The organism is Pseudomonas sp. O39, assembly GCF_045447295.1.
In the GTDB taxonomy this organism is placed as follows: Bacteria; Pseudomonadota; Gammaproteobacteria; order Pseudomonadales; family Pseudomonadaceae; genus Aquipseudomonas; species Aquipseudomonas antarctica_A.
In genome coordinates this window covers 59886-80638 of the sequence record NZ_JBJGXV010000006.1, presented here as the reverse complement: position 1 = coordinate 80638, position 20753 = coordinate 59886, and the positions used below count along the sequence as shown (strand labels likewise).

Genomic DNA, 20753 nt, shown 5'->3' with positions numbered 1-20753 from the left:
ATGCCGACAACAGCCTTCTACAAGAGCCCGGCGATGACTGATCTGTCCCGAATCCAAGGGCCTGCAAGCGCTGTGATTCCGACGCTGGAAGCGCGCTTCTACAGGCCACCGTTGCCTGACGGCTATGTGCTGCGCCCGCGCCTGTGCGAGCGGCTGAGCGCGGGGCTGGAAGGGCGACTGTTACTGGTCAGCGCCCCGGCCGGGTTCGGCAAGAGTTCGTTGGCGGTGGAGTTCTGCCAGAGCCTGCCCGCCCATTGGCAAAGCCTGTGGCTGGGCCTGAGCCCTCGGGATAACGACCCAGGCCGCTTCCTCGAGCGCCTGCTCGACGGTTTACAACAATACTTCCCACAGCTCGGCGCCCAGTCCCTGGGCCTGCTGAAAATGCGCCAGCGTCACCAACCCTTTGCCTTTGAAGAATGGCTCGATGGCTTGCTCGATGAGCTGACGCTGCACCTCTCCACGCGCGCGCCGATATTGCTGGTGCTGGATGACTACCACCTGGCCCAGGGCCCGGTGCTGGATCGCTGCCTGCAATTTTTCCTCAACCATTTGCCCGATGGGCTGTTGGTCATGGTCACCAGCCGCCAACGTCCGGACTGGCATCTGGCGCGACTGCGGTTGTCGCGGCACCTGCTGGAACTGCACGAACAAGACCTGCGCCTGACCCATGACGAGTCGCTGGCTGTGTTGGATCGGCACAGCAGCTCGTTGCGCGGCGAGGCCCTGGATAACTTGATTCGTCGCAGTGAGGGCTGGGTGGCCGGCCTGCGTTTCTGGTTGCTGGCCATTTCCGAAGCCGGCAATGAGGCCGTGTTGCCGCAACACTTGCACGGCGGCGAAGGGCTGATTCGCGATTACTTGCTGGAAGAGGTCATCGACTGTCTGCCGGTTGACGTGCAAGCGTTTTTGTACGACACCGCCCCTCAGGATCGTTTCTGCAGTGAGCTGTGCGACGCCGTGCGTGAGGCCCATGACAGCGCGGAAATCCTCGGGTATTTGCAGGCCCACCAAGTGTTTCTGGTGCCGCTGGACGAGCAGGGCCACTGGTATCGTTATCACCATCTGTTTTCCGACTTGCTGCGCACCCGCCGTGCCAGCAATGCCACATTGCCGATTGCCAGCCTGCACCTGCGGGCCTGCCGCTGGTTCAACGCCCAGGGTTTGATTGATGAGGCGGTGGAGCAGGCGTTGCGCGCCGGCCACCTGGATGTGGCGGCGAACCTGGTGCAAAACCTGTCGGAGGAGCAACTGCTGGCTGAACAGAATGTCGGCATGCTGCTGCGCTGGAAGATGGACTTGCCCGACAGCCTGCTGATCAGCACGCCGCGGTTGATCGTGCTTTACAGCTGGGCGTTGGGGCTGGCCTGTCAGTTGGATGCGGCGGAAGAATTGTCCGGCTATCTCAGTCGCTTCCTGCCGGCGCCGTCGGCCACTGCGCAAAAATCGATGCTGGCGCAATGGCTGGCGCTGAGCGGGATCATCGCTCGCGGCCGAGGCGATCGCGAGTTGACCCAACGCTATTGCAGCGAGGCGTTGGAAAGCCTGCCGCACAAGCGTTACGGCCAGCGCCTGATGTGTTTGTCGACCCTGTCCAACCTGGCCATCGTCGACGCTGATCTGTGGCGCGCCCGTGGCCTGAATCGCGAATCCCTGGAGTTGGCCCAGCGCGTCGGCAACCCGCTGTTTGAAGCCCTGGCCCACTACGACCGGGCGCGTGTCTTACAAGCGCGCGGCGAAATCCTGCGTTCTCTGGATGAGGTTCGCCAAGGCTTGCAGCGCTTGCATGGCCTGGCGCCCCAGCGCCTGTACGCCGTGCGTGCGCGGTTGTCGCTCTACGAAGGTTATTTGCTGCTGGTGCGCTACCAGCCCGAGGCCGGCCTTGCTCGCTTACGTGCCGGCTTGAGCGAGGCCCGCGCCTGCCGGGATATCAGTGTGTTGATCGGGCATTGCGTCATCGCCAGCTTTGAAGGGCGGCGTGGCGATTTCCCGAAGGCCTTCGCCGAACTCGCCGAAGCCGAGCGCTTGATGCATATCTGGGATGTGCCGCCGATCTACTACCTGGCGATGATCACCCTGATCAAATGCGAGCTGTGGCTGGCCCAGGGGCGCACTCACCTGGCCGACGCCTGGCTGGCTCGGCTGGGCCAAACCTACAATGGCGAGCACGCCGCCGCCGCCCCGGAGTTTCACCCACACCTGCCGCAGCACATCGGGCTGCAACAGGCCGCGCTGGACGCTACTCGGCATCAGCCCGCCGCCGCATTGGAACGCCTCGAAGACCTGGCGCAACAGGCGCATAACAGTGGGCGCCAGATGATTGCCTTGATGGCCCTGACCCAGCAGGCGTATTTACTGCTGGAATGCGGCCAGGAAGCCAAGGCGCGGGCCATAGTGGTTCAGGCCCTTGAAGCCGCCGCCGGTGGTGCGTTGCAGCCGTTCCAGCGCCTGCTGGAACGTTACCCGGACTGGATGCGTGAGCAACTGGGCAAAGACCCCCATGGCTTGCTGAACCAGAGTCTGTTGGCGCTGCTGCCGGCAGTCGCTGACGCGCCGGCGGCGCCCAACCACGAAACGCTGAGCACCCGCGAACTGGCGGTGCTGCAACTGATTGCCCAGGGCTGCTCGAACCAGGAAATCAGCAATCAGTTGTTCATCTCCCTGCACACGGTGAAGACCCACGCCAGCCATATCAACAGCAAGTTGGGCGTGGAGCGCCGCACCCAAGCGGTAGCGCGGGCCAAGTCGATGGGCTTGCTGGCCTGAAACTACCGCGCGGTCGGGCACTCTTTCAGCGATGTGTCCACCGCTTGGCTGACCAGGGCGGCGAAGCGCTTGACGTTGTTTTGGTGCGCCGCCACGAGGTCGTCGATGCTCGGGCCTGCGGGCGTTTGCAAGGTGGTGCGGCAGTTCAACGGCGGGCGGTCACCGCCGCTGGTTGGCCTCAGGCGCCAGCGCACGTCGAGCAACGCGTACTGCCCGGGCACCGAGTCAAAACGTTGAACCTCAAGGCGCAACGACACGGCTTGCCGGGAATGACTGTTCGCCAGTTGATCCACCAGCGCACTTTTCAGCTCATCGGCCAGGCTGGCGGCCCACCACTGGGTTTCCAGAATCGCCACACCACTGTCACCCTGACGAATCACGATCTGCGGCCGGTCAACCTGTGGCGGCACGCTGATGCTTTCAATGCGGATATCGCTCGCCTGCGCTTGAGTGGCGTTATTCCAGTGCGCCGGCGTCAGGGTGTGGAATGCAATCGGCTCACTGCGACACGCCGCGAGTAGCACCAGCGCGGTAACCAGAGTGATTTTCAAGGGACGGGTCATGGCGGCTCCATTGCTCATTTGCGCGGTGGCCCTTGCAGGTCCAGTGGCGCGGCGTTGTCGGGGCGACCGCGAATCAGCGACTCCGGATGTCGGCCGAGGTAGTCCGACAGTTCGCGCAAGGAGCGCGACATGCGCGCCAGTTCATCCAGGGTCTGGGTCAGTTGTTCGCGTTGCGGCGAGTCGTCGGCCAGGGTCGAGTTGGCCGATTGCAGCGTCTTGCTCACGTCGCCCAGCGTGGCCTGTACACCGGGCAGGGTTTTGGCGTTGAACTGGGCGAGCCCTTTGCGCAGTTCGACCAGGCTGCTGTCGAGGTTACCCGCAATGCGCTCGACGGGCAGTTGGTTGAGCTTGTTGACGATGCCTTCGAGTTTTTCCTGCAGCTGTTCCAGGTTGCCGGGAATGGTCGGAATGTTGATTGGGCGCAGGTTCGGGTCAAACGCAACTTTTTCGGCTTTGGGGAAGAAGTCCAGGGCGATGTACAGCTGGCCAGTCAGCAGGTTGCCGCTGCGAGCCTGGGCACGCAGGCCGTTTTCGATAAACGTGCCGATCAAGCGAACGCCGCCCGCTTCGTCGTTGGGGTCATGATTGGTGGCCTTGAGCAGCTTGGTATTGGCTTCCCCGAGCAATTGCGGATAAATCACGATGCCGACGTTGATCGGAAAGCTGCGTTTCTTCGCATCGTAATCCAGGTTGATCGACACCACTTTGCCGAACTCGACGCCGAGGAACTCCACCGGTGCACCGACTTTCAGGCCGCGCAGGGCCTGATCAAACCGCAAGGCCATATATTGCCCTTTGCCATTGGGCGGGGCGAGGGCGCTTTGCTGGTCGTCGAACAGTTCATAGGCGTGATCTTCAGCGGCCGGCTTGTCGTTGGGGCTGTAGGGCGGCGCCTGGAAAGCGATGCCTCCAGCCAGCATTGACGACAGCGACTCGGTTTTAAGCGCGAAGCCATTGGCGCCGACGCTCAGGTCAATACCACTGGCGTTCCAGAATCGCGTGTTTTCGGTGACATACACATCATTGGGCGCATGCACGAAGACTTCGATATTCACGCCTTTGCCGTCGTCATCCAGCTCATAGGCCACCACCTGGCCGACCGGAATTTTGCGGTAATACACTGGCGAGCCGATATCCAGCGAACCCAGGCCCTGGGTATGCAGGGTAAAACGTTTGCCCGGTTCGCCATAGGTGATGGGCGGCGGGTTTTCCAGGCCTTTGAACTGTTTGGCGCGGGTGTCGGACTGGCCGATATCGGCACCGATGTAGTCGCCGGACAGCAAGGTGTCGATGCCGGACACGCCACCGGCGCCGATGCGCGGGCGGACAACCCAGAATTTTGAGTCTTCTCGGGTGAAGCTTTCCGCCTGCTTGGCCAACTTGATCGTGGCGTTGACGCTTTTCTGGTCGTCACTCAAGGCCACGTCAGAGACCTGGCCGATCACCACATTGCGATATTTGACGTCAGTTTTGTTGGCGACCAAGCCGCTGCCGGTCTTGAAATTGAGGACGATGGTCGGTCCCTGTTGCAGCACGCTGTGAACCACCAGCGAAATCCCCACCAGCACCGCCACTATCGGCACGATCCACACCAGCGAAACGCTGAAACGTCGTGTCTTGATCGCGGGTGAGCCGGCCGGCGTGTCAGTGTTGGGTGAGCTCATCCGAGGTCTCCTCATTGTGTGGGTTTTCCCAGATCAGCCGTGGATCAAAACTCATGGCTGCCAGCATCGTGAAGACTACCACCAGGCCAAAAAACAGGATGCCCAGGCGCGGCTCGATGGTGCCCAACGCCTGGAACTTCACCAGTGCGGCCACCAGTGCGACCACAATTACATCGAGCATCGACCAGTAGCCGATCAGCTCGACAAACCGAAACAGCTTCGAGCGTTCCTTGCGCGCCCACAGGCTGTTGCGCTGCACGGTGACCAGCAGCAGCGTCAACGACACGAACTTGATCCCCGGCACTGCAATGCTGGCGATGAAAATGATCAGAGCAATGTCCCAGGCGCCGTGCTGCCAGAACTCCAGTACGCCACTCATGATGGTGCTGTCCGCCCCCGAGCCGAGCATCGTCGTGTTCATCACCGGTAACAAATTCGCCGGGATATAAAACGCGAGTGCCGTGAGCATATAGGCCCAGGTGCGCGTCAGTGAGTGAATCTTGCGCCGGTGCAGGGGCGCGCCGCAGCGCTCGCACTCGCTGGGCTCGTCGCGCATGTCGCACGATTGGCCGCAGGTGTGGCATAGGCACAGGTTCAGCTCGCGGGCGGTCGGTGGCGAATTCATACGGTGTCCCACAAGTCGCGCACATCGCGCCCGGCGATGCGGATCAGCAACAAGGCCAGGGCGGCGAGGGCAAACAGGCCGGTGCCGGGTATCACGTCGAGCATGCCGGCCAGTTTGAACACGGCCACCATCGAGCCCAGCAAGCAGACTTCCAGCATGCTCCACGGCCTGAGCGCTTCCAGCCAGCGCATGCACAATTTGAACGCCGGCGAGCGCTTGCCGGACAAGGCGAAACTCAAGACCCAGATCAGCAACAGCAGTTGAAAAACCGGCGCGATGATCATGGAGATCGCCGCCACCAACGCAATAAAGGTGATCGGCCCCAGGCTCAATGCAACCACCGAATCCCACAGGGTCGCGCTGTTTTTCAAGCCTTGCAGGCTGATGCTCATCACCGGGTAAAAGTTGGCGAAGGTCCACAATACTGCCGCCGTGACGGTCAGCGCGAGTCGCTGTTGCACTGACAACCCGTTGTAGCGCTGCAATACGCCGGCGCAGCGTGTGCACAGGGCTTTTTGATGTTTGGCGAGCGTGACCTTTTCGTACACACAATCGCAGTGTTCGCAGATGACCCGGTGATTCGCCATAAGTCTCGCTCCAGACGCGACGCTGCGGTGTTGGACGTGCTACGGGTTTGATGGCGCCTGAGTAGATTAGCAGTTGAAGCATCCCAAGCTTGATCCCTTCCTGATCAAGGGCAAGGTCAACCATACTGCGACTGGAATGTGCCATAGAGTTTGCAGGAACGCCCATGAATATCGAAAAAGCCGCACTGATCCGCGAAACCTTCCCCGTCGGCCCGTTGCAGTGCAACTGCACCATTATCGGCGACCCGATCACCAAAAAAGCCATCGTGGTCGACCCGGGCGGTAATCACGAGCTGATCCTGGCACGCCTCGACGCGCTGGGCTTGAAGGTGGTGAGCATCATCCATACCCATGCGCACCTCGATCACTTCCTGGCGTCCGGCCAGTTGAAAGAGAAAACCGGTGCGACCCTGCATTTGCACAAGGAGGACCAATTCCTCTGGGACAACCTGGAAATGCAGTGCCAGATGTTCCGTGTGCCCTACACGCCGGTGCCGCCGCCGGATCGCTGGCTGGAAGATGACGAGGAGTTGGCCTGCGGTTGCGGGGTGGCGCTGCATACGCCGGGGCACACACCGGGCTCGATGAGCTTTTGGTTTGCCGATGCCAGGTTATTGATTGCCGGAGACACCTTGTTCAAGCGCGGCGTGGGGCGTACGGATCTGTGGGGCGGGGACCAGGCGACCATCGTGCGTTCGATCAAGCAGCGTTTGTATACCCTGGATGAGGGCGCAACCGTCGTGACGGGGCATGGGCCGGACACGCGTCTTGGGGATGAAATGCGTGAGAACCCGTTCGTAAGGGCTTAGGTATCTTCGCGGATACCAAGTGGCAACCGTTCGACGATCCCTATAAAGAAAATGACAATTCCCGTTCAGGAAGTCTCTGCTAGGGTTTTAGAGTGCTCATCGGTTGTAGAGCGCGGGCCTGCCGGGCATGGAATTTTTACCGTTTGTCGTGTTCCAAACTCGGCACAGGTCTATTGCCAATGTCCTCTGCATCACAGAATGCAAAAGTAGGAGCTTTCTTCATGTTCACTTCGCGTCGTCTGCTTGTCGTTGCCACGGCTGTTGCCTTGTTGTCCGGCTGTGCGTCTCCTAACCCTTATGATGGAAGCCAAGGACAGGCAAACGGCTCATCGGGCATCAGCAACACGGCCAAGTACGGTGGCCTGGCTGCATTGGCCGGTGGTCTGGCCGGTGCTGCGATCGACCACAATAACCGTGGCAAGGGCGCCCTGATTGGTGCTGCCGTTGCGGGCCTGGGTGGTGCGGGCTATGGCTACTACGCCGACCAGCAGGAAAAGAAACTGCGGGCCAGCATGGCCAATACCGGGGTTGAAGTTCAGCGCCAGGGCGACCAGATCAAGCTGATCATGCCGGGTAACATCACCTTTGCTACCAACTCGGCGGATATTGCCGGCAGTTTCTACACGCCGCTGAACAACCTGGCCAACTCGCTCAAGCAGTTCAACCAGAACACTATCCAGATCGTCGGCTACACCGACAGCACCGGCAGCCGCCAGTTGAACATGGACCTGTCCCAGCGTCGTGCGCAAAGCGTGGCCAACTACCTGACCTCCCAAGGTGTCAGCCCGACCAACCTGAGTGCACGCGGTGCCGGCCCGGATAACCCGATTGCCAGCAACGCCGATGTGAATGGCCGTGCCCAGAACCGTCGCGTAGAGGTCAACCTCGGCCCGATTCCGGGTCAGCAATACGGTCAGCCTGGGCAACAGCAGCAACAGCAACAGGCGCCACAGCAGAACAACCAGTTCCAGGGCAACCCATACCAGCAGTACCAGTAAACACCGGCCACAAAAAAGGGCGCCGTGCAATCAATGCACGGCGCCCTTTTTTTGTGGCTGTCGTTTACATCAGTCGATGTATTCGAACACTTTCACGATTTTCTGCACGCCGGACACACCCTGTACCAGGTTGGCTGCACGGGTGGCTTCCGCCTGGGTCAGCAGGCCCATCATGTAGACGATGCCGTTGTCGGTGACGATCTTGATGCGCGAGCCAGGGATCGCGTTGTCGGTCAGCATCTGCGCCTTGATCTTGGTGGTCAGCAGGGCATCGTTGCTGATGGCCAGCAGCGTGATCGGGTCCATGACTTGCAGTTCGTTGTGAACCTTTTTCACCCGTTGCACGCTAGAGGCCGCTTGTTCAGCCTGCGCCTTGAGGTCGGCACGCGGGGTTTGGCCGGCGAGCAACACCACGCCGTTGAAGCTGGTCACGACAATGCGCGACGCACCATTGCCCAAGTCGGTGGCGGCCTTGGCGACGTTCACTTCAACTTTGGTTTCGATCAACGAGTCGTCAATCTTGCTGCCGAAGGTGCGTGTGCCCTTGTCGTCCTGGATGGGGGTGTCACGTGTCGCAGTGATTGCCGTGCTGCAGCCGCTGATGGCGAGGCACAGCGTAATGGCCAAAAGGCTGATGCGGTTAACGGTCATTCTTCACTCCCGAACAGTTGGCTGTCGATCAAATCGCACAGGCAGTGGATCGCCAGCAGGTGGACTTCTTGAATGCGTGCAGTGACATTGGCCGGGACGCGGATCTCCACGTCTTCAGGCAACAGCAGCGAGGCCATGCCGCCGCCATCGCGTCCGGTCAATGCTACGACAATCATTTCGCGATCATGTGCGGCCTGGATCGCTTGAATAATGTTTGCCGAGTTGCCGCTGGTGGAAATCGCCAGCAACACATCACCCGGCTGGCCAAGGGCACGGATCTGCTTGGAGAAGATTTCGTTGTAGCTGTAGTCATTGGCGATTGAGGTGATCGTCGAGGTGTCGGTCGTCAAGGCAATGGCCGGCAGGCTCGGGCGCTCGCGCTCGAAGCGGTTGAGCAGCTCGGAGGAAAAATGCTGGGCATCACCGGCCGAACCGCCGTTGCCGCACGAAAGCATTTTGCCCTCGTTGAGCAAGGCATTGACCATGACCTGACTGGCTTGCTCGATGTGCGGTGCAAGTACGTCCATCGCCTGTTGCTTGGTGTCGATGCTGGCCTGGAAAAGCTGGCGAATTCGGGATTGCATGTCCATCTGTGTGACCTTAAGTAGCGCGGCTGTGTGGCACAGGAATGTGCAGCCCGCAAAGCAAAGAGCAAAAGTGTGTGGTGAAGATGTCCGGTGAATCAGCTGTCGAAGGCATCTTTGAGCCAGTTCGGATCAGCAGGACCAGACGGTGTGCTTTCTATGGCAACCACATCGAAACGGCAGGGATAGTCAGCCCAGCGATGCTCTTTTTGCAGGAAAAACTGCGCAGCGAGTATCAGCTTCTGACGCTTGCGCCCGTCGATACTGGCGAGCGCGCCACCCCATTGTGCGTGTTTTCTGTAGCGGACTTCGACGAATACTACTGTATCGCCGTCAAGCATGACCAGATCAAGCTCACCGCGTTTACACAACCAGTTCTGCGCCAGAAGGCGCAGACCCCGTTGTTGAAGATACTCGAGAGCTTGCAGTTCGGCGTCCTTGCCGCTTTGTGCGCTGGACCGCTCGGGCATCAGCGCGGGGTGTCCGGCAGGCGCTGGATATCGCCGCCGACGAACTTCGCCCACGGCATCTGGCGGTCAACGCGCTGGTTGGCGCTGATGCCCAGGTTGCCCGAGAGACCGTCAACGCGCGTGTCCGGCAGTGCCTTGAGTTGGCCCAGGCGCGGTGCCAGGCGGTAGGCGTCCACGCCCATCGCATACAGGCGGCCGAGGCTGCCATTGGCCTGTGGCCATTGCGCGGCAACCTGATTGCGCAGTGGGTCAGTGGTGTTGAGCAACCAAGGGGTTTCGCAGAACATCACGTTAGTCATGTCCAGGTACTGGTTTTTGTCGCCACTGGCGCTGAACACGTGGGACGTCGCATACACCGGCACATCACCGGCGTACTGGAAGTTCAGGGTCGGCTTGATCTGCTGGGCCAGTTGCGGTGTCACGGCCAGGAAGATGAACTCGATGTCCTGACGGCGCGAAGGCTGCGCCGCTACGTCGGTGCCGACGGTGCTTTGCAGGCTCTTGGCGCGGCCTTCGCTTTTACGCAGTTGGAACAGGTCGGCAATCTGTTGGGCGAGGGCGACCGGCTGATCGACATACTCGACGCCGACGACGGTGCCGCCATTGGCTTCCCAGTCCTGACGGAAGGCCTTGTAGACACGTTCACCCCATTCGCCACGGGGCACCATGGCGGCGGCGCGATGCAAGCCGTCGGCGCGGGCGCGGCGCGAGACTTCGCGGGCTTCGTCTTCAGCTGCCAGGCCGAACTGGAACAGTTGCGGCGGGTTTTGATCGACTTCGCTGTAGTTCAACGCCAGGGTGGTAATCGGCAGTTGCGGGCGCGCGGCCAGTTGTTTGACCAGCGGTTTTTCCAGCGGGCCGACCACCAGTTGTACGCCGGCGGCCTGGGCCTTGGCGTAGAAGTCGTCGATGGAGCTCAAGCGCGAACTGTCATAGAACTCGATGACTGGCGGCTTCTGTCCGGCTTGTTCAGCCTGGTAGTGCGCGGCCATGAAGCCTTCGCGCAGTGCCTTGCCGACCGAGGCCAGCGGACCTTCCTGCGGCAGCAGCAGGGCGATTTTGCTCAGGGGCTGGCTGGCCAGTTCCTTGAGCTTGGTCAGCGGGGTTGGCAGATCCACCGCCGCTGGGTGGCCTGGGTTCTGAGCGCGCCAGGTATCGATAGCGGCTTGCTGCTGCTCCAGGGTCCCGGCGCCTTTGACGGCCTTGGCCAGGCTGATCCAGCCGTCGAGTGTCGGGTTGCCGCTGGCTTGCAGTTGTTCGGCCGGCAGCGCGGCAATCAACGCCCAGATGGCTTCGTGGTTGCTCTTGGCGGCGTCACCTGTCAGCAGCGGGGCCATGGCGACACGCTCGCGAGCGGCTGCCAGGGTCTGGCCATCCGCTTCATAGGCGCGCGCATGCACGGTGCCGGTGCGGACCTGCTGGTCTGTCGGCAGCTCCTTCAGGCTTTGCAGGCTGGGGTGGTTCAGGGCGGCCAACGCAGCCTTGGGCTGGTTGCGCGCCATGGCCAATTCGGCAGCCAGGGTGCTGGCAAATACTTGCGCGGCCGGCTTCAGGACATCCAGGGGCACCTGCGCAAGAATCTGCGACGAACGGCCAGGGTTGTTCTGGTGGTAGGCCAGGTCTGTCGCACTCAGGCGCAACAACGCGGCCTTTTCTGGCGTCTTGGCGGAAGTGGCCTGTTCGAGCAGTTGCTCGATACTGGCGTCCGGGGTCCGGGGGAGGTCGCCAAGGCTGGACGAGGGCGAGCTGGCGCAAGCGGCCAATAAGGCAGCGAGGCAGAGGGCGGAGAGCAGCCGCAGGCAAGCGATCATGTAAGTGTTCCTGATACCGATCAAATTAGCGTGGAATTGTACCCAAGCACTGGCCCAGGCGCGATGTTACTGGTGTGAAACCGTCGATTTAGGTCATGTAAATGTTGCTATTCGTCATCGGCGGCTGAAAAGGCATCAGCGCTGATGGCATATTTTCGAAGCGCCTACGCGTTACAATGCGGCTTTTGCCAACCATCGAGGTGTGCGTTTTGACTGCTCCAGGTCCTTTGAATTCCACTGCAGGCTCGCTTTTTGTCGTGGCGACGCCCATTGGCAACCTGGACGACATCAGTGCCCGGGCGCTGAAAGTGTTGCGCGACGTAAAACTGATCGCGGCGGAAGACACACGGCACTCCCAGCGTTTGATGCAGCATTTTGGTATCAGCACGCCATTAGCCGCGTGCCATGAACATAACGAGCGCGAAGAAGGCAGCCGTTTTATCACCCGCTTGTTGGCCGGTGATGATGTGGCGTTAATCTCGGATGCCGGAACCCCGTTGATTTCCGATCCCGGCTACCACCTGGTCCGCCAGGCCCGTGCCGCAGGTATCAATGTAGTGCCTGTTCCGGGGGCTTGCGCGCTGATTGCTGCATTATCGGCGGCCGGGTTGCCCTCAGACCGTTTTATCTTCGAAGGTTTCCTGCCGGCCAAGGCGGTTGGGCGTCGGGCGCGTCTGCAAGCCTTAAAGGAAGAACCGCGCACCTTGATCTTCTACGAAGCCCCGCACCGCATTCTTGAATGCCTGCAGGATATGGAACTGGTATTCGGCGGTGAGCGCCTGGCGCTGCTGGCCCGGGAGCTGACCAAGACCTTCGAAACCCTCAAGGGCTTGCCCCTCGAAGAGCTGCGAGCCTTCGTCGAGGGTGACAGCAATCAGCAGCGCGGCGAATGTGTGGTGCTGGTGGCCGGTTGGACTGCCCCGGAAAGTGAAGATGCCGTGAGCAGCGAAGCCATGCGTGTGCTGGATTTGTTGCTCAAGGAGATGCCGCTCAAGCGTGCAGCAGCCCTGGCGGCTGAAATTACCGGTGTGCGTAAGAATGTGCTTTATCAGGTCGCACTGGATAAACAGAAAGCCGAATAGTTCCGGGGTTAAACCTGTATTCCGTCTGAACGTGATGGCATTGCTGCACTTTAATACTTGTCCTGAGCCCGCCGTGCCGTTAACCTGCGCGGCGGAGAGTCGATTGGACAGTCGCTGCCCTCTATGAAAATTAGGGGGGGGAGGAAAGTCCGGGCTCCATAGGGCGAAGTGCCAGGTAATGCCTGGGAGGCGTGAGCCTACGGAAAGTGCCACAGAAAATAACCGCCTAAGCACTTCGGTGCCGGTAAGGGTGAAAAGGTGCGGTAAGAGCGCACCGCACGACTGGCAACAGTTCGTGGCTAGGTAAACCCCACTTGGAGCAAGACCAAATAGGGTCCCAAGGCGTGGCCCGCGCTGGGACCGGGTAGGTTGCTAAAGATGTCCAGTGATGGCCATCGTAGACGAATGACTGTTCAAGACAGAACCCGGCTTACAGATCGACTCTCCACCTTTTTTCCTTCTGTTCGAATCTCGTGCAGAAACCCGGTAGTAACGCAAGAATCCCTCCCTGCCAAATCATTGGCAGATGCATCTTCGTAATACCAAAAAAATCTTACTCTTAATAAATTACTTTAACTTTAAGCCATAGCTCTATGAGCTATCTGCGGTTGTTGAGTCAAAAATATCGCCAAACTCTCGTTTCTCCTCCTTTTACGTTCCTAAATCTCCGTTCTGTAAGGCTTTTCCTTGAATCCGCGCCTTGACGGTGTGGTGGGCGCATTCCTATAGTGTGCGCAAGTGGCGGAAAGTGGCACAAAGTGGGTTTTTTGAACGTAAAACGCTAAAATTTGGAGAAACGCATCTGTGTTTCGCGGAGCTAACGCTATCAGTCTCGATGCAAAAGGCCGTCTCGCTATGCCGAGCCGGTATCGTGACGAGCTCGTTTCGCGAAGTTCAGGCCAGTTAATCATCACGATTGACGCCGTTGACCCTTGTTTGTGTGTTTACCCGCTCGATGAGTGGGAGTTGATCGAAACCAAGTTGCGCGCTCTGCCTTCATTGCGTGAAGAAAACCGCCGCCTGCAGCGTCTGCTGATCGGTAATGCCGTCGACCTAGAGCTCGATGGCAGCGGTCGTTTCCTGGTGCCTCCGCGTTTGCGCGAGTACGCCAAGCTGGATAAGCGCGCAATGCTGGTCGGCCAACTGAACAAGTTCCAATTGTGGGACGAAGATGCCTGGGATGCTGTTTCTGCAGCTGACCTGGCTGCTATTCAACAACCGGGCGCTATGCCTGATGAACTGCGTGATTTGATCCTGTGACTATTGATAGCGGCTTTAACCACATCACCGTACTGCTTGACGAAGCCGTTGAGGCTCTCGCCGTACGCGCGGATGGCTGCTATTTGGATGGCACCTTCGGCAGGGGCGGGCACAGCCGGTTGATACTCAGCCAGCTCGGGCCTGACGGCAAACTCCTCGGGTTTGACAAAGACCCTCAAGCGATTGCCACCGGGCAAGCGCTAGCGGCCGAAGACGGCCGCTTTGTCGTTGTGCAGCGTAGCTTTGCCGAGCTGGGTGCCGAAGTGGCCGAGCGCGGCATGGCAGGCAAGGTGGCCGGGGTTCTGCTCGACCTGGGCGTGTCTTCGCCACAGCTTGACGACCCGGAGCGCGGCTTCAGTTTCATGAACGACGGCCCGCTCGATATGCGCATGGACCCTACTCGCGGCATCAGCGCTGCGCAGTTCATCGCCACCGCACCCCACGAAGAAATTACCCGTGTATTCAAGGAATACGGCGAAGAGCGCTTCGCTGGCCGTATGGCGCGCGCGGTTGTCGAGCGCCGCGAAATCCAGCCGTTTGAACGCACCGCCGACCTGGCTGAAGTACTGAAAGTCGCCAACCCGGCGTGGGAAAAGGGCAAGAACCCTGCGACCCGCGCATTCCAGGGCCTGCGCATTCACGTCAATAACGAACTGGGCGATCTGGAAGCCGGTCTCGAAGCCGCACTGGAAGCCCTGGAAGTGGGCGGTCGCCTGGTGGTGATCAGCTTCCACTCCCTGGAAGACCGCATCGTCAAGCTGTTCATGCGTCGTCTGGTCAAGGGCGAGTCCGATAACCTGCCGCGCAACCTGCCGGTACGTTTTGAAGCCTTTGTGCCGAAAATCAAAATTCATGGCAAAGCGCAGTTCGCTTCCGAAGCCGAACTCAAGGCCAACCCACGTTCCCGTAGCGCCGTCATGCGCGTCGCGGAGAAGCTGCGGTGAGCAAGCTTTTCGCCAAGCCCCTCCCGGGCGGCAGCTTCTTTATGTTGCTGCTGTTTGTCGGCGTGCTGGTGTCCGCGATTGCGGTGTCCTACAGCGCCCACTACAACCGCCAATTGCTCAATACCCTTTATGGGGAATTGAGTGTGCGTGACAAAGCGCAGGCGGAATGGGGCCGGTTGATCCTTGAGCAAAGTACCTGGACGGCCCATAGCCGCATCGAAGTATTGGCCACCGAACAGCTTAAAATGCATATTCCGGGCGCGGCTGAAGTTCGCATGGTGGCGCCATGATGAAACTTGAAGGCGCACTCTACCCATGGCGCTTCCGTCTGATGCTGGGCTTGTTGGCACTCATGGTGGGCGCGATTGCCTGGCGGATCATCGACCTGCAAGTGGTCGACCGTGACTTCCTGATCGGCGAGGGCAATGCCCGTAGCCTGCGGCATATCCCGATTCCTGCGCACCGCGGCCTGATCACCGACCGTAACGGCGAGCCTCTGGCCGTCAGTACGCCGGTGACCACTCTGTGGGCCAACGCCAAGGAACTGCAAACCGCCAAGGAAAAGTGGCCAGAGCTTGCTGCCGCCCTGGGTCAAGACCCGAAAGCCCTGGCCGAACGCCTGGAGGCCCAGGCTAATAAAGAATTCATCTACCTTGTTCGCGGGCTCACCCCCGAGCAAGGCCAGCAAGTGCTCGACCTTAAAGTCCCCGGTGTCTACGGCATCGAGGAGTTTCGTCGTTTCTACCCGGCCGGTGAAACCACCGCGCATATGGTTGGTTTTACCGACATCGATGACCATGGCCGTGAAGGCGTAGAGCTGGCCTACGATGAATGGCTGGCCGGCGTTCCCGGTAAGCGGCAGGTCATCAAGGATCGGCGCGGCAGACTGATCAAGGATGTCCAGGTCACCAAAAACGCCAAGGCTGGTAAGCCCTTGGCGTTGTCGATTGACCTGCGCCTGCAATACCTGGCCAACCGCGAACTGCGTAACGCGATCATCGAAAACGGCGCCAAGGCCGGCAGCCTGGTGATTATGGACGTGAAGACCGGCGAGATCCTCGCCATGGTCAACCAGCCGACCTACAACCCGAACAACCGTCGCAACCTGCAACCGGCGATGATGCGTAACCGCGCGATGATCGATGTGTTCGAACCTGGTTCGACCATGAAAGCCATCTCCATGAGTGCCGCCCTGGAAACCGGGCGCTGGAAGCCGAGCGACAAAGTCGAGGTTTACCCGGGCACCCTGCAACTGGGCAAATACACCATTCGTGACGTATCCCGTACCGAAGGCCCAGTGCTGGATTTGACCGGTATTTTGATCAACTCCAGTAACGTGGGCATGAGTAAGGTCGCCTTCGATATCGGCGGCGAAACCATCTATCACCTGGCGCAAAAAATCGGCTTGGGTCAACCCACAGGCCTGGATTTTCCGGGTGAGCGCGTGGGCAACCTGCCGAACTACCGCGACTGGAAAAAAGCCGAGACCGCCACGCTGTCCTACGGCTACGGCCTGTCGGTGACCGCGATCCAGTTGGCCCATGCCTTCTCTGTATTGGCCAATAATGGCCGCATGGTTCCCTTGAGCCTGATCCATGTCGACGAAGCGCCGAAAGCCACCCAGGTGATCCCGGAAAACGTCGCCAAGACCATGCAAGGCATGCTGCAACAAGTGATCGAAGCGCCGCGCGGCGTATTCCGTGCCCAGGTGCCGGCGTATCACGTGGCAGGCAAGTCGGGTACCGCCCGTAAAACGTCGGTGGGCACCAAGGGTTACGCCGAAAACTCATACCGTTCGCTGTTCGCCGGCTTTGGCCCGATGAGCGACCCGCGCTACGCCATTGTTGTCGTGATTGATGAACCGAGTAAGGCCGGCTACTTCGGTGGCCTGGTATCGGCGCCCGTGTTCAGCAAAGTGATGTCCGGCACCCTGCGCCTGATGAACATCACGCCGGACAACTTGCCGCCGACTCAACAAGCGAACGCCGGGCCACCGGCCGCTGCTGCCAAAGCCAATGGAGGGCGCGGCTGATGTCTCTTAGTCTGAACAAGATTTTTGCCCACGCCGGTCGCGATCTGCTGATTCGCGAGTTGAGCCTGGACAGTCGTAATGTACGCGCCGGTGACTTGTTCCTGGCGGTGCCTGGCGGCAAGTTCGATGGCCGTGCGCACATTGCGGATGCCTTGCAACGCGGTGCGGCCGCCGTCGCTTATGAAGTGGAAGGCGCCACCGTGCTGCCGATCACCGATGTGCCGTTGATTCCGGTCAAGGGTCTGGCTGCGCAGCTGTCGGACATTGCCGGGCGTTTCTATGGCGACCCGAGCCGTCAATTGAACCTGGTGGGCGTGACGGGCACCAACGGCAAGACCAGCGTGACCCAATTGGTCGCGCAAGCCCTTGACCTGCTGGGTCAGCACTGCGGCATTGTCGGCACCCTGGGCACCGGTTTTTATGGCGCGCTGCAAAGCGGCATGCACACCACACCGAACCCGATTGCCGTGCAAGCCACCCTGGCCGACCTGAAAAAGGCCGGTGCCAAGGCCGTTGCCATGGAAGTCTCCTCACACGGTCTGGACCAGGGGCGCGTGGCTGCCCTGGCGTTTGACGTGGCGGTGATGACCAACCTGTCCCGCGATCATCTGGATTACCACGGCACCATGGAGGCTTACGCCGCCGCCAAGGCCAAGCTGTTTGCCTGGAATGACCTGAAGTGCCGGGTGGTCAACCTGGATGATGCATTCGGTCGTCAGTTGGCTGCCGAAGACAGCGAAGCGCGCTTGATCACCTACAGCCTGGAAGATTCCAGCGCGTACCTGTATTGCCGTGAAGGCCAATTTAATGATGAAGGCGTGCTCGCCACCTTGGTCACGCCGCAGGGCGAGCACCACTTGCGCAGCGCACTTCTCGGCCGTTTCAACCTGAGCAACGTGCTTGCCGCCATCGGCGCACTGCTCGGCCTGGATTACGCGCTGGATGAAATCCTGCGTGTGCTGCCGAAGCTGGAAGGCCCGGCCGGTCGCATGCAGCGCCTGGGTGGCGGTACACAACCGCTGGTCGTGGTCGATTACGCCCATACCCCGGACGCCCTGGAAAAAGTGCTCGAAGCCCTGCGCCCACACGCCAAGGGCAAACTGCTGTGCCTGTTCGGCTGCGGCGGTGATCGCGATCGCGGCAAACGTCCGTTGATGGCCGAGATCGTCGAGCGCCTGGCCGATGGTGTGGTCGTGACTGACGACAACCCGCGCAGCGAAGCCCCGAGCCAGATTTTCGATGACATCCGTGTCGGCTTTAAAGACGCCTCCAAGGCGAGCTTCGTTGCCGGTCGCGGCGCAGCCATTGCGCAATTGATCGCCAGCGCCAGCGCTGACGATGTCGTGGTGCTGGCCGGTAAAGGTCACGAGGACTATCAGGAAATCAACGGCCAACGCCATGCCTTCTCTGACCTGGTCGAGGCCGATCACGCGCTGACGGCCTGGGAGATCGCCCATGCTTAAGGCGATGAAGTTCAGCGAACTGACCCAGGCCTTGTCGGCCCGCGTACTGTCGAGCGATTGCAGCTTCGACGGTGTCAGTATCGATAGTCGCAACATCAAACCGGGGCAACTGTTTGTCGCATTGGCCGGCCCGCGTTTCGATGGCCACGATTACCTGAACGAGGTCGCCGCCAAAGGTGCCGTAGGCGCCTTGGTACAGCGCGAAGTGGCGGATTCCACTTTGCCGCAGTTGTTGGTCGCTGATACCCGCCTGGCTTTGGGCCAACTTGGGGCTCTGAACCGCGCTGCCTTTAACAAGCCGGTTGCAGCCATCACCGGCTCCAGCGGCAAAACCACGGTCAAGGAACTGCTCGCTGGCGTCCTGCGCACGCGCGGGCCGGTCCTCGCTACCCGTGGCAACCTGAACAATGATTTCGGCGCTCCGCTGACCTTGCTCGAACTGGCCCCGGAACACACGGCGGCGGTGATCGAGCTGGGCGCTTCGCGTATTGGCGAAATTGCCTACACCGTGGCGCTGACCAAGCCCCACGTTGCGATTCTCAATAACGCCGGTACCGCCCACGTTGGCGAGTTCGGCGGCCCGGAAAAAATCGTCGAAGCCAAGGGCGAAATCCTTGAAGGCCTCGATGCTTCGGGCACCGCTGTATTGAACCTCGACGACAAGGCGTTCGAGACCTGGCGTGTACGCGCCGCCGGTCGCAAGGTGCTGACGTTTGCCGTGCTGAACGCGGCGGCTGATTTCCATGCCTCCACGATCACTGTTGACGCCCGTGGCTGCCCGTCCTTCACCTTGCATACCCCGCAAGGCAGTGAGCATGTGCAACTGAATCTGCTGGGCAACCATAACGTCGCCAATGCCTTGGCCGCCGCCGCTGCCGCCCATGCCCTGGGTGTGTCGCTGTTCGGAATTGCCACTGGCCTGGGCGCGGTGCAGCCGGTTAAAGGCCGCACGGTCGCACAGTTGGCTACCAACGGCATGCGCGTGATTGATGACACTTACAACGCCAACCAATCCTCGGTCTGTGCCGCCATTGACCTGCTCAAAGGCTTCGAGGGGCGCAAGGTATTGGTGCTGGGCGATATCGCCGAACTGGGCGACTGGGCCGAACAGTCCCATCGCGAAGTCGGCGCCTACGCCACAGGCAAAGTCGATGCGCTCTACGCCGTCGGCCCGAACATGGCTCACGCGGTAAACGCCTTCGGTCTCGGCGCGCGGCATTTTGCAACCCAGGCCGAGCTGATCCAGGCGCTGGGCGTGGCTGAACAAGACAAACACACAACCATTTTGATCAAGGGATCGCGCAGCGCGGTGATGGAAAACGTCGTCGCGGCCTTGTGTGGCTCAAGTACGGAGAAACATTAATGCTGCTGCTGCTGGCTGAGTATCTGCAACAGTTCCACAAAGGCTTCGCGGTCTTTCAGTACCTGACCCTGCGCGGGATTCTGGGTGTGCTGACCGCGCTGTCTCTGTCGCTGTTCCTGGGGCCGTGGATGATCCGCACCCTGCAGAACCTGCAAATTGGTCAATCGGTTCGCAATGACGGCCCGCAGTCGCACCTGTCCAAGTCCGGCACCCCGACCATGGGCGGCGCGTTGATCCTCTCGTCCATCGGCATCAGCACCTTGCTGTGGGCCGACCTGCATAACCGCTACGTGTGGACGGTGCTGCTGGTGACCCTGTTGTTCGGCGCCATTGGCTGGGTCGATGACTACCGCAAAGTGATCGAAAAGAACTCCAAGGGGCTGCCGAGCCGCTGGAAGTATTTCTGGCAGTCGGTGTTCGGCCTTGCGGCGGCGATCTTCCTTTACACCACCGCGCCGAGCGCCGTGGAAACCACCCTGATCATCCCGATGCTCAAGGATGCGAGCATTCCACTGGGCATTGGCTTCGTGGTGCTGACCTACTTCGTCATCGTCGGCTCCAGCAACGCCGTGAACCTGACTGACGGCCTCGATGGCCTGGCGATCATGCCGACGGTGATGGTGGGCGGCGCGCTCGGCATCTTCTGCTACCTGTCGGGTAACGTGAAGTTCGCTGAATACCTGCTGATCCCTTATGTGCCGGGCGCGGGTGAGTTGATCGTGTTCTGCGGCGCGCTGATCGGTGCCGGCCTGGGCTTCCTGTGGTTCAACACCTATCCCGCACAAGTCTTCATGGGCGACGTCGGCGCACTGGCGCTGGGCGCAGCCTTGGGCACCATCGCCGTGATCGTTCGCCAGGAAATCGTGCTGTTCATCATGGGCGGTGTGTTCGTGATGGAAACCCTGTCGGTGGTCATCCAGGTGGCCTCCTTCAAATTGACCGGGCGCCGCGTGTTCCGTATGGCGCCGATTCACCACCACTTTGAACTCAAGGGCTGGCCCGAGCCGCGTGTGATTGTCCGTTTCTGGATCATCACCGTGATTCTGGTACTGGTCGGCCTTGCCACCCTGAAACTGAGGTAGAA

19 protein-coding genes and 1 other RNA gene are annotated in these 20753 nt (G+C 60.4%); 12 read left to right on the top strand and 8 right to left on the bottom strand.

From position 1 onward, the window contains the following. The first annotated feature begins 33 nt into the window (after nucleotides 1–33). Entirely contained in the window at nucleotides 34–2763 is a 2730-nt protein-coding gene (locus ACI77D_RS11035; RefSeq protein WP_407016570.1) for a LuxR C-terminal-related transcriptional regulator, read from the top strand. A 2-nt stretch (nucleotides 2764–2765) separates the two neighbouring features. Here ACI77D_RS11035 and ACI77D_RS11030 read toward each other — a convergent pair whose 3' ends face one another. From ACI77D_RS11030 to ACI77D_RS11015, 4 genes are read right to left on the bottom strand one after another with little or no spacing between them, the layout of a single operon-like run. Next, nucleotides 2766–3326: a membrane integrity-associated transporter subunit PqiC gene (locus ACI77D_RS11030; RefSeq protein ID WP_262667046.1), complete on the bottom strand. Its 561-nt coding sequence runs from the start codon at nucleotides 3324–3326 to the stop codon at nucleotides 2766–2768. Nucleotides 3327–3340: 14 nt separating this feature from the next. Next, nucleotides 3341–4990 carry an intermembrane transport protein PqiB gene (locus ACI77D_RS11025; RefSeq protein ID WP_064450749.1) on the bottom strand — a complete coding sequence of 550 codons (1650 nt, stop codon included), beginning with the start codon at nucleotides 4988–4990 and terminating at the stop codon, nucleotides 3341–3343. Continuing rightward, nucleotides 4971–5615, bottom strand: a complete 645-nt coding sequence (locus ACI77D_RS11020) for a paraquat-inducible protein A (protein ID WP_064450750.1) — start codon at nucleotides 5613–5615, stop codon at nucleotides 4971–4973. Before ACI77D_RS11020 ends, ACI77D_RS11025 begins: the two co-directional genes overlap by 20 nt. Further along, on the bottom strand, nucleotides 5612–6202 hold the full coding sequence (locus tag ACI77D_RS11015) for a paraquat-inducible protein A (protein ID WP_064450751.1): 591 nt from the start codon (nucleotides 6200–6202) through the stop codon (nucleotides 5612–5614). Before ACI77D_RS11015 ends, ACI77D_RS11020 begins: the two co-directional genes overlap by 4 nt. Nucleotides 6203–6366: 164 nt before the next feature. Between ACI77D_RS11015 and ACI77D_RS11010 the strand changes: the two genes are divergently transcribed. Together ACI77D_RS11010 and ACI77D_RS11005 are read left to right on the top strand one after the other, a co-directional pair. Next, nucleotides 6367–7011: an MBL fold metallo-hydrolase gene (locus tag ACI77D_RS11010; RefSeq protein WP_064450752.1), complete on the top strand. Its 645-nt coding sequence runs from the start codon at nucleotides 6367–6369 to the stop codon at nucleotides 7009–7011. A gap of 221 nt (nucleotides 7012–7232) precedes the next feature. Continuing rightward, nucleotides 7233–8009 (top strand): OmpA family protein, encoded by a 777-nt coding sequence (locus ACI77D_RS11005; RefSeq protein ID WP_053254460.1) that lies wholly within the window; start codon nucleotides 7233–7235, stop codon nucleotides 8007–8009. A gap of 69 nt (nucleotides 8010–8078) precedes the next feature. Here the strand turns inward: ACI77D_RS11005 and ACI77D_RS11000 are convergent, their stop codons facing one another. The 4 genes from ACI77D_RS11000 to ACI77D_RS10985 all read right to left on the bottom strand — a co-directional run bounded on the left by ACI77D_RS11000 (nucleotide 8079) and on the right by ACI77D_RS10985 (nucleotide 11525). After that, on the bottom strand, nucleotides 8079–8660 hold the full coding sequence (locus ACI77D_RS11000) for a BON domain-containing protein (protein ID WP_064450753.1): 582 nt from the start codon (nucleotides 8658–8660) through the stop codon (nucleotides 8079–8081). Beyond that, entirely contained in the window at nucleotides 8657–9250 is a 594-nt protein-coding gene (locus ACI77D_RS10995) for a phosphoheptose isomerase (RefSeq protein WP_003216190.1), read from the bottom strand. The genes ACI77D_RS11000 and ACI77D_RS10995 overlap by 4 nt, the downstream gene beginning before the upstream one ends. A 92-nt stretch (nucleotides 9251–9342) precedes the next feature. Further along, nucleotides 9343–9714, bottom strand: coding sequence for a YraN family protein (locus ACI77D_RS10990; RefSeq protein ID WP_064450754.1), 372 nt, complete (start codon nucleotides 9712–9714; stop codon nucleotides 9343–9345). Further along, a complete protein-coding gene (locus tag ACI77D_RS10985; RefSeq protein WP_407016569.1) occupies nucleotides 9714–11525 on the bottom strand; it encodes a penicillin-binding protein activator in 1812 nt (603 codons plus the stop codon). The genes ACI77D_RS10990 and ACI77D_RS10985 overlap by 1 nt, the downstream gene beginning before the upstream one ends. A gap of 176 nt (nucleotides 11526–11701) precedes the next feature. Here ACI77D_RS10985 and rsmI point away from each other — a divergent pair, with 176 nt between their 5' ends. The 9 genes from rsmI to mraY all read left to right on the top strand — a co-directional run bounded on the left by rsmI (nucleotide 11702) and on the right by mraY (nucleotide 20751). Further along, on the top strand, nucleotides 11702–12607 hold the full coding sequence (gene rsmI / locus ACI77D_RS10980; RefSeq protein ID WP_167353675.1) for a 16S rRNA (cytidine(1402)-2'-O)-methyltransferase: 906 nt from the start codon (nucleotides 11702–11704) through the stop codon (nucleotides 12605–12607). 95 nt (nucleotides 12608–12702) lie between these two features. After that, an RNA gene (gene rnpB, locus ACI77D_RS10975) (RNase P RNA component class A) lies at nucleotides 12703–13056 on the top strand. Between the two features lie 355 nt (nucleotides 13057–13411). Continuing rightward, nucleotides 13412–13867 (top strand): division/cell wall cluster transcriptional repressor MraZ, encoded by a 456-nt coding sequence (gene mraZ, locus ACI77D_RS10970; protein ID WP_064450756.1) that lies wholly within the window; start codon nucleotides 13412–13414, stop codon nucleotides 13865–13867. Continuing rightward, the gene (gene rsmH, locus ACI77D_RS10965; RefSeq protein ID WP_064450757.1) at nucleotides 13864–14811 is read left to right on the top strand and encodes a 16S rRNA (cytosine(1402)-N(4))-methyltransferase RsmH; all 948 of its coding nucleotides are present in this window, start codon (nucleotides 13864–13866) and stop codon (nucleotides 14809–14811) included. The genes mraZ and rsmH overlap by 4 nt, the downstream gene beginning before the upstream one ends. Then, nucleotides 14808–15101, top strand: a complete 294-nt coding sequence (gene ftsL / locus ACI77D_RS10960; RefSeq protein WP_003216203.1) for a cell division protein FtsL — start codon at nucleotides 14808–14810, stop codon at nucleotides 15099–15101. Before rsmH ends, ftsL begins: the two co-directional genes overlap by 4 nt. Next, the gene (locus tag ACI77D_RS10955; protein WP_167353720.1) at nucleotides 15101–16843 is read left to right on the top strand and encodes a penicillin-binding protein 2; all 1743 of its coding nucleotides are present in this window, start codon (nucleotides 15101–15103) and stop codon (nucleotides 16841–16843) included. Before ftsL ends, ACI77D_RS10955 begins: the two co-directional genes overlap by 1 nt. Further along, a complete protein-coding gene (locus ACI77D_RS10950) occupies nucleotides 16843–18306 on the top strand; it encodes a UDP-N-acetylmuramoyl-L-alanyl-D-glutamate--2,6-diaminopimelate ligase (protein WP_407016568.1) in 1464 nt (487 codons plus the stop codon). The genes ACI77D_RS10955 and ACI77D_RS10950 overlap by 1 nt, the downstream gene beginning before the upstream one ends. Then, on the top strand, nucleotides 18299–19669 hold the full coding sequence (gene murF / locus ACI77D_RS10945; RefSeq protein ID WP_064450760.1) for a UDP-N-acetylmuramoyl-tripeptide--D-alanyl-D-alanine ligase: 1371 nt from the start codon (nucleotides 18299–18301) through the stop codon (nucleotides 19667–19669). The genes ACI77D_RS10950 and murF overlap by 8 nt, the downstream gene beginning before the upstream one ends. Further along, nucleotides 19669–20751: a phospho-N-acetylmuramoyl-pentapeptide-transferase gene (gene mraY / locus ACI77D_RS10940; RefSeq protein WP_058414269.1), complete on the top strand. Its 1083-nt coding sequence runs from the start codon at nucleotides 19669–19671 to the stop codon at nucleotides 20749–20751. Before murF ends, mraY begins: the two co-directional genes overlap by 1 nt. Nucleotides 20752–20753 lie beyond the last annotated feature (2 nt).

What these genes read in the sequence shown, in the direction of transcription:
- ACI77D_RS11035 (WP_407016570.1), top strand. Translation starts at nt 34, where the DNA reads ATGACTGATCTGTCCCGAATCCAAGGGCCTGCAAGCGCTGTGATTCCG.
- ACI77D_RS11030 (WP_262667046.1), bottom strand. Translation starts at nt 3,326, where the DNA reads ATGACCCGTCCCTTGAAAATCACTCTGGTTACCGCGCTGGTGCTACTC.
- ACI77D_RS11025 (WP_064450749.1), bottom strand. Translation starts at nt 4,990, where the DNA reads ATGAGCTCACCCAACACTGACACGCCGGCCGGCTCACCCGCGATCAAG.
- ACI77D_RS11020 (WP_064450750.1), bottom strand. Translation starts at nt 5,615, where the DNA reads ATGAATTCGCCACCGACCGCCCGCGAGCTGAACCTGTGCCTATGCCAC.
- ACI77D_RS11015 (WP_064450751.1), bottom strand. Translation starts at nt 6,202, where the DNA reads ATGGCGAATCACCGGGTCATCTGCGAACACTGCGATTGTGTGTACGAA.
- ACI77D_RS11010 (WP_064450752.1), top strand. Translation starts at nt 6,367, where the DNA reads ATGAATATCGAAAAAGCCGCACTGATCCGCGAAACCTTCCCCGTCGGC.
- ACI77D_RS11005 (WP_053254460.1), top strand. Translation starts at nt 7,233, where the DNA reads ATGTTCACTTCGCGTCGTCTGCTTGTCGTTGCCACGGCTGTTGCCTTG.
- ACI77D_RS11000 (WP_064450753.1), bottom strand. Translation starts at nt 8,660, where the DNA reads ATGACCGTTAACCGCATCAGCCTTTTGGCCATTACGCTGTGCCTCGCC.
- ACI77D_RS10995 (WP_003216190.1), bottom strand. Translation starts at nt 9,250, where the DNA reads ATGGACATGCAATCCCGAATTCGCCAGCTTTTCCAGGCCAGCATCGAC.
- ACI77D_RS10990 (WP_064450754.1), bottom strand. Translation starts at nt 9,714, where the DNA reads ATGCCCGAGCGGTCCAGCGCACAAAGCGGCAAGGACGCCGAACTGCAA.
- ACI77D_RS10985 (WP_407016569.1), bottom strand. Translation starts at nt 11,525, where the DNA reads ATGATCGCTTGCCTGCGGCTGCTCTCCGCCCTCTGCCTCGCTGCCTTA.
- rsmI (WP_167353675.1), top strand. Translation starts at nt 11,702, where the DNA reads ATGCGGCTTTTGCCAACCATCGAGGTGTGCGTTTTGACTGCTCCAGGT.
- ACI77D_RS10955 (WP_167353720.1), top strand. Translation starts at nt 15,101, where the DNA reads ATGAAACTTGAAGGCGCACTCTACCCATGGCGCTTCCGTCTGATGCTG.
- ACI77D_RS10950 (WP_407016568.1), top strand. Translation starts at nt 16,843, where the DNA reads ATGTCTCTTAGTCTGAACAAGATTTTTGCCCACGCCGGTCGCGATCTG.
- murF (WP_064450760.1), top strand. Translation starts at nt 18,299, where the DNA reads ATGCTTAAGGCGATGAAGTTCAGCGAACTGACCCAGGCCTTGTCGGCC.
- mraY (WP_058414269.1), top strand. Translation starts at nt 19,669, where the DNA reads ATGCTGCTGCTGCTGGCTGAGTATCTGCAACAGTTCCACAAAGGCTTC.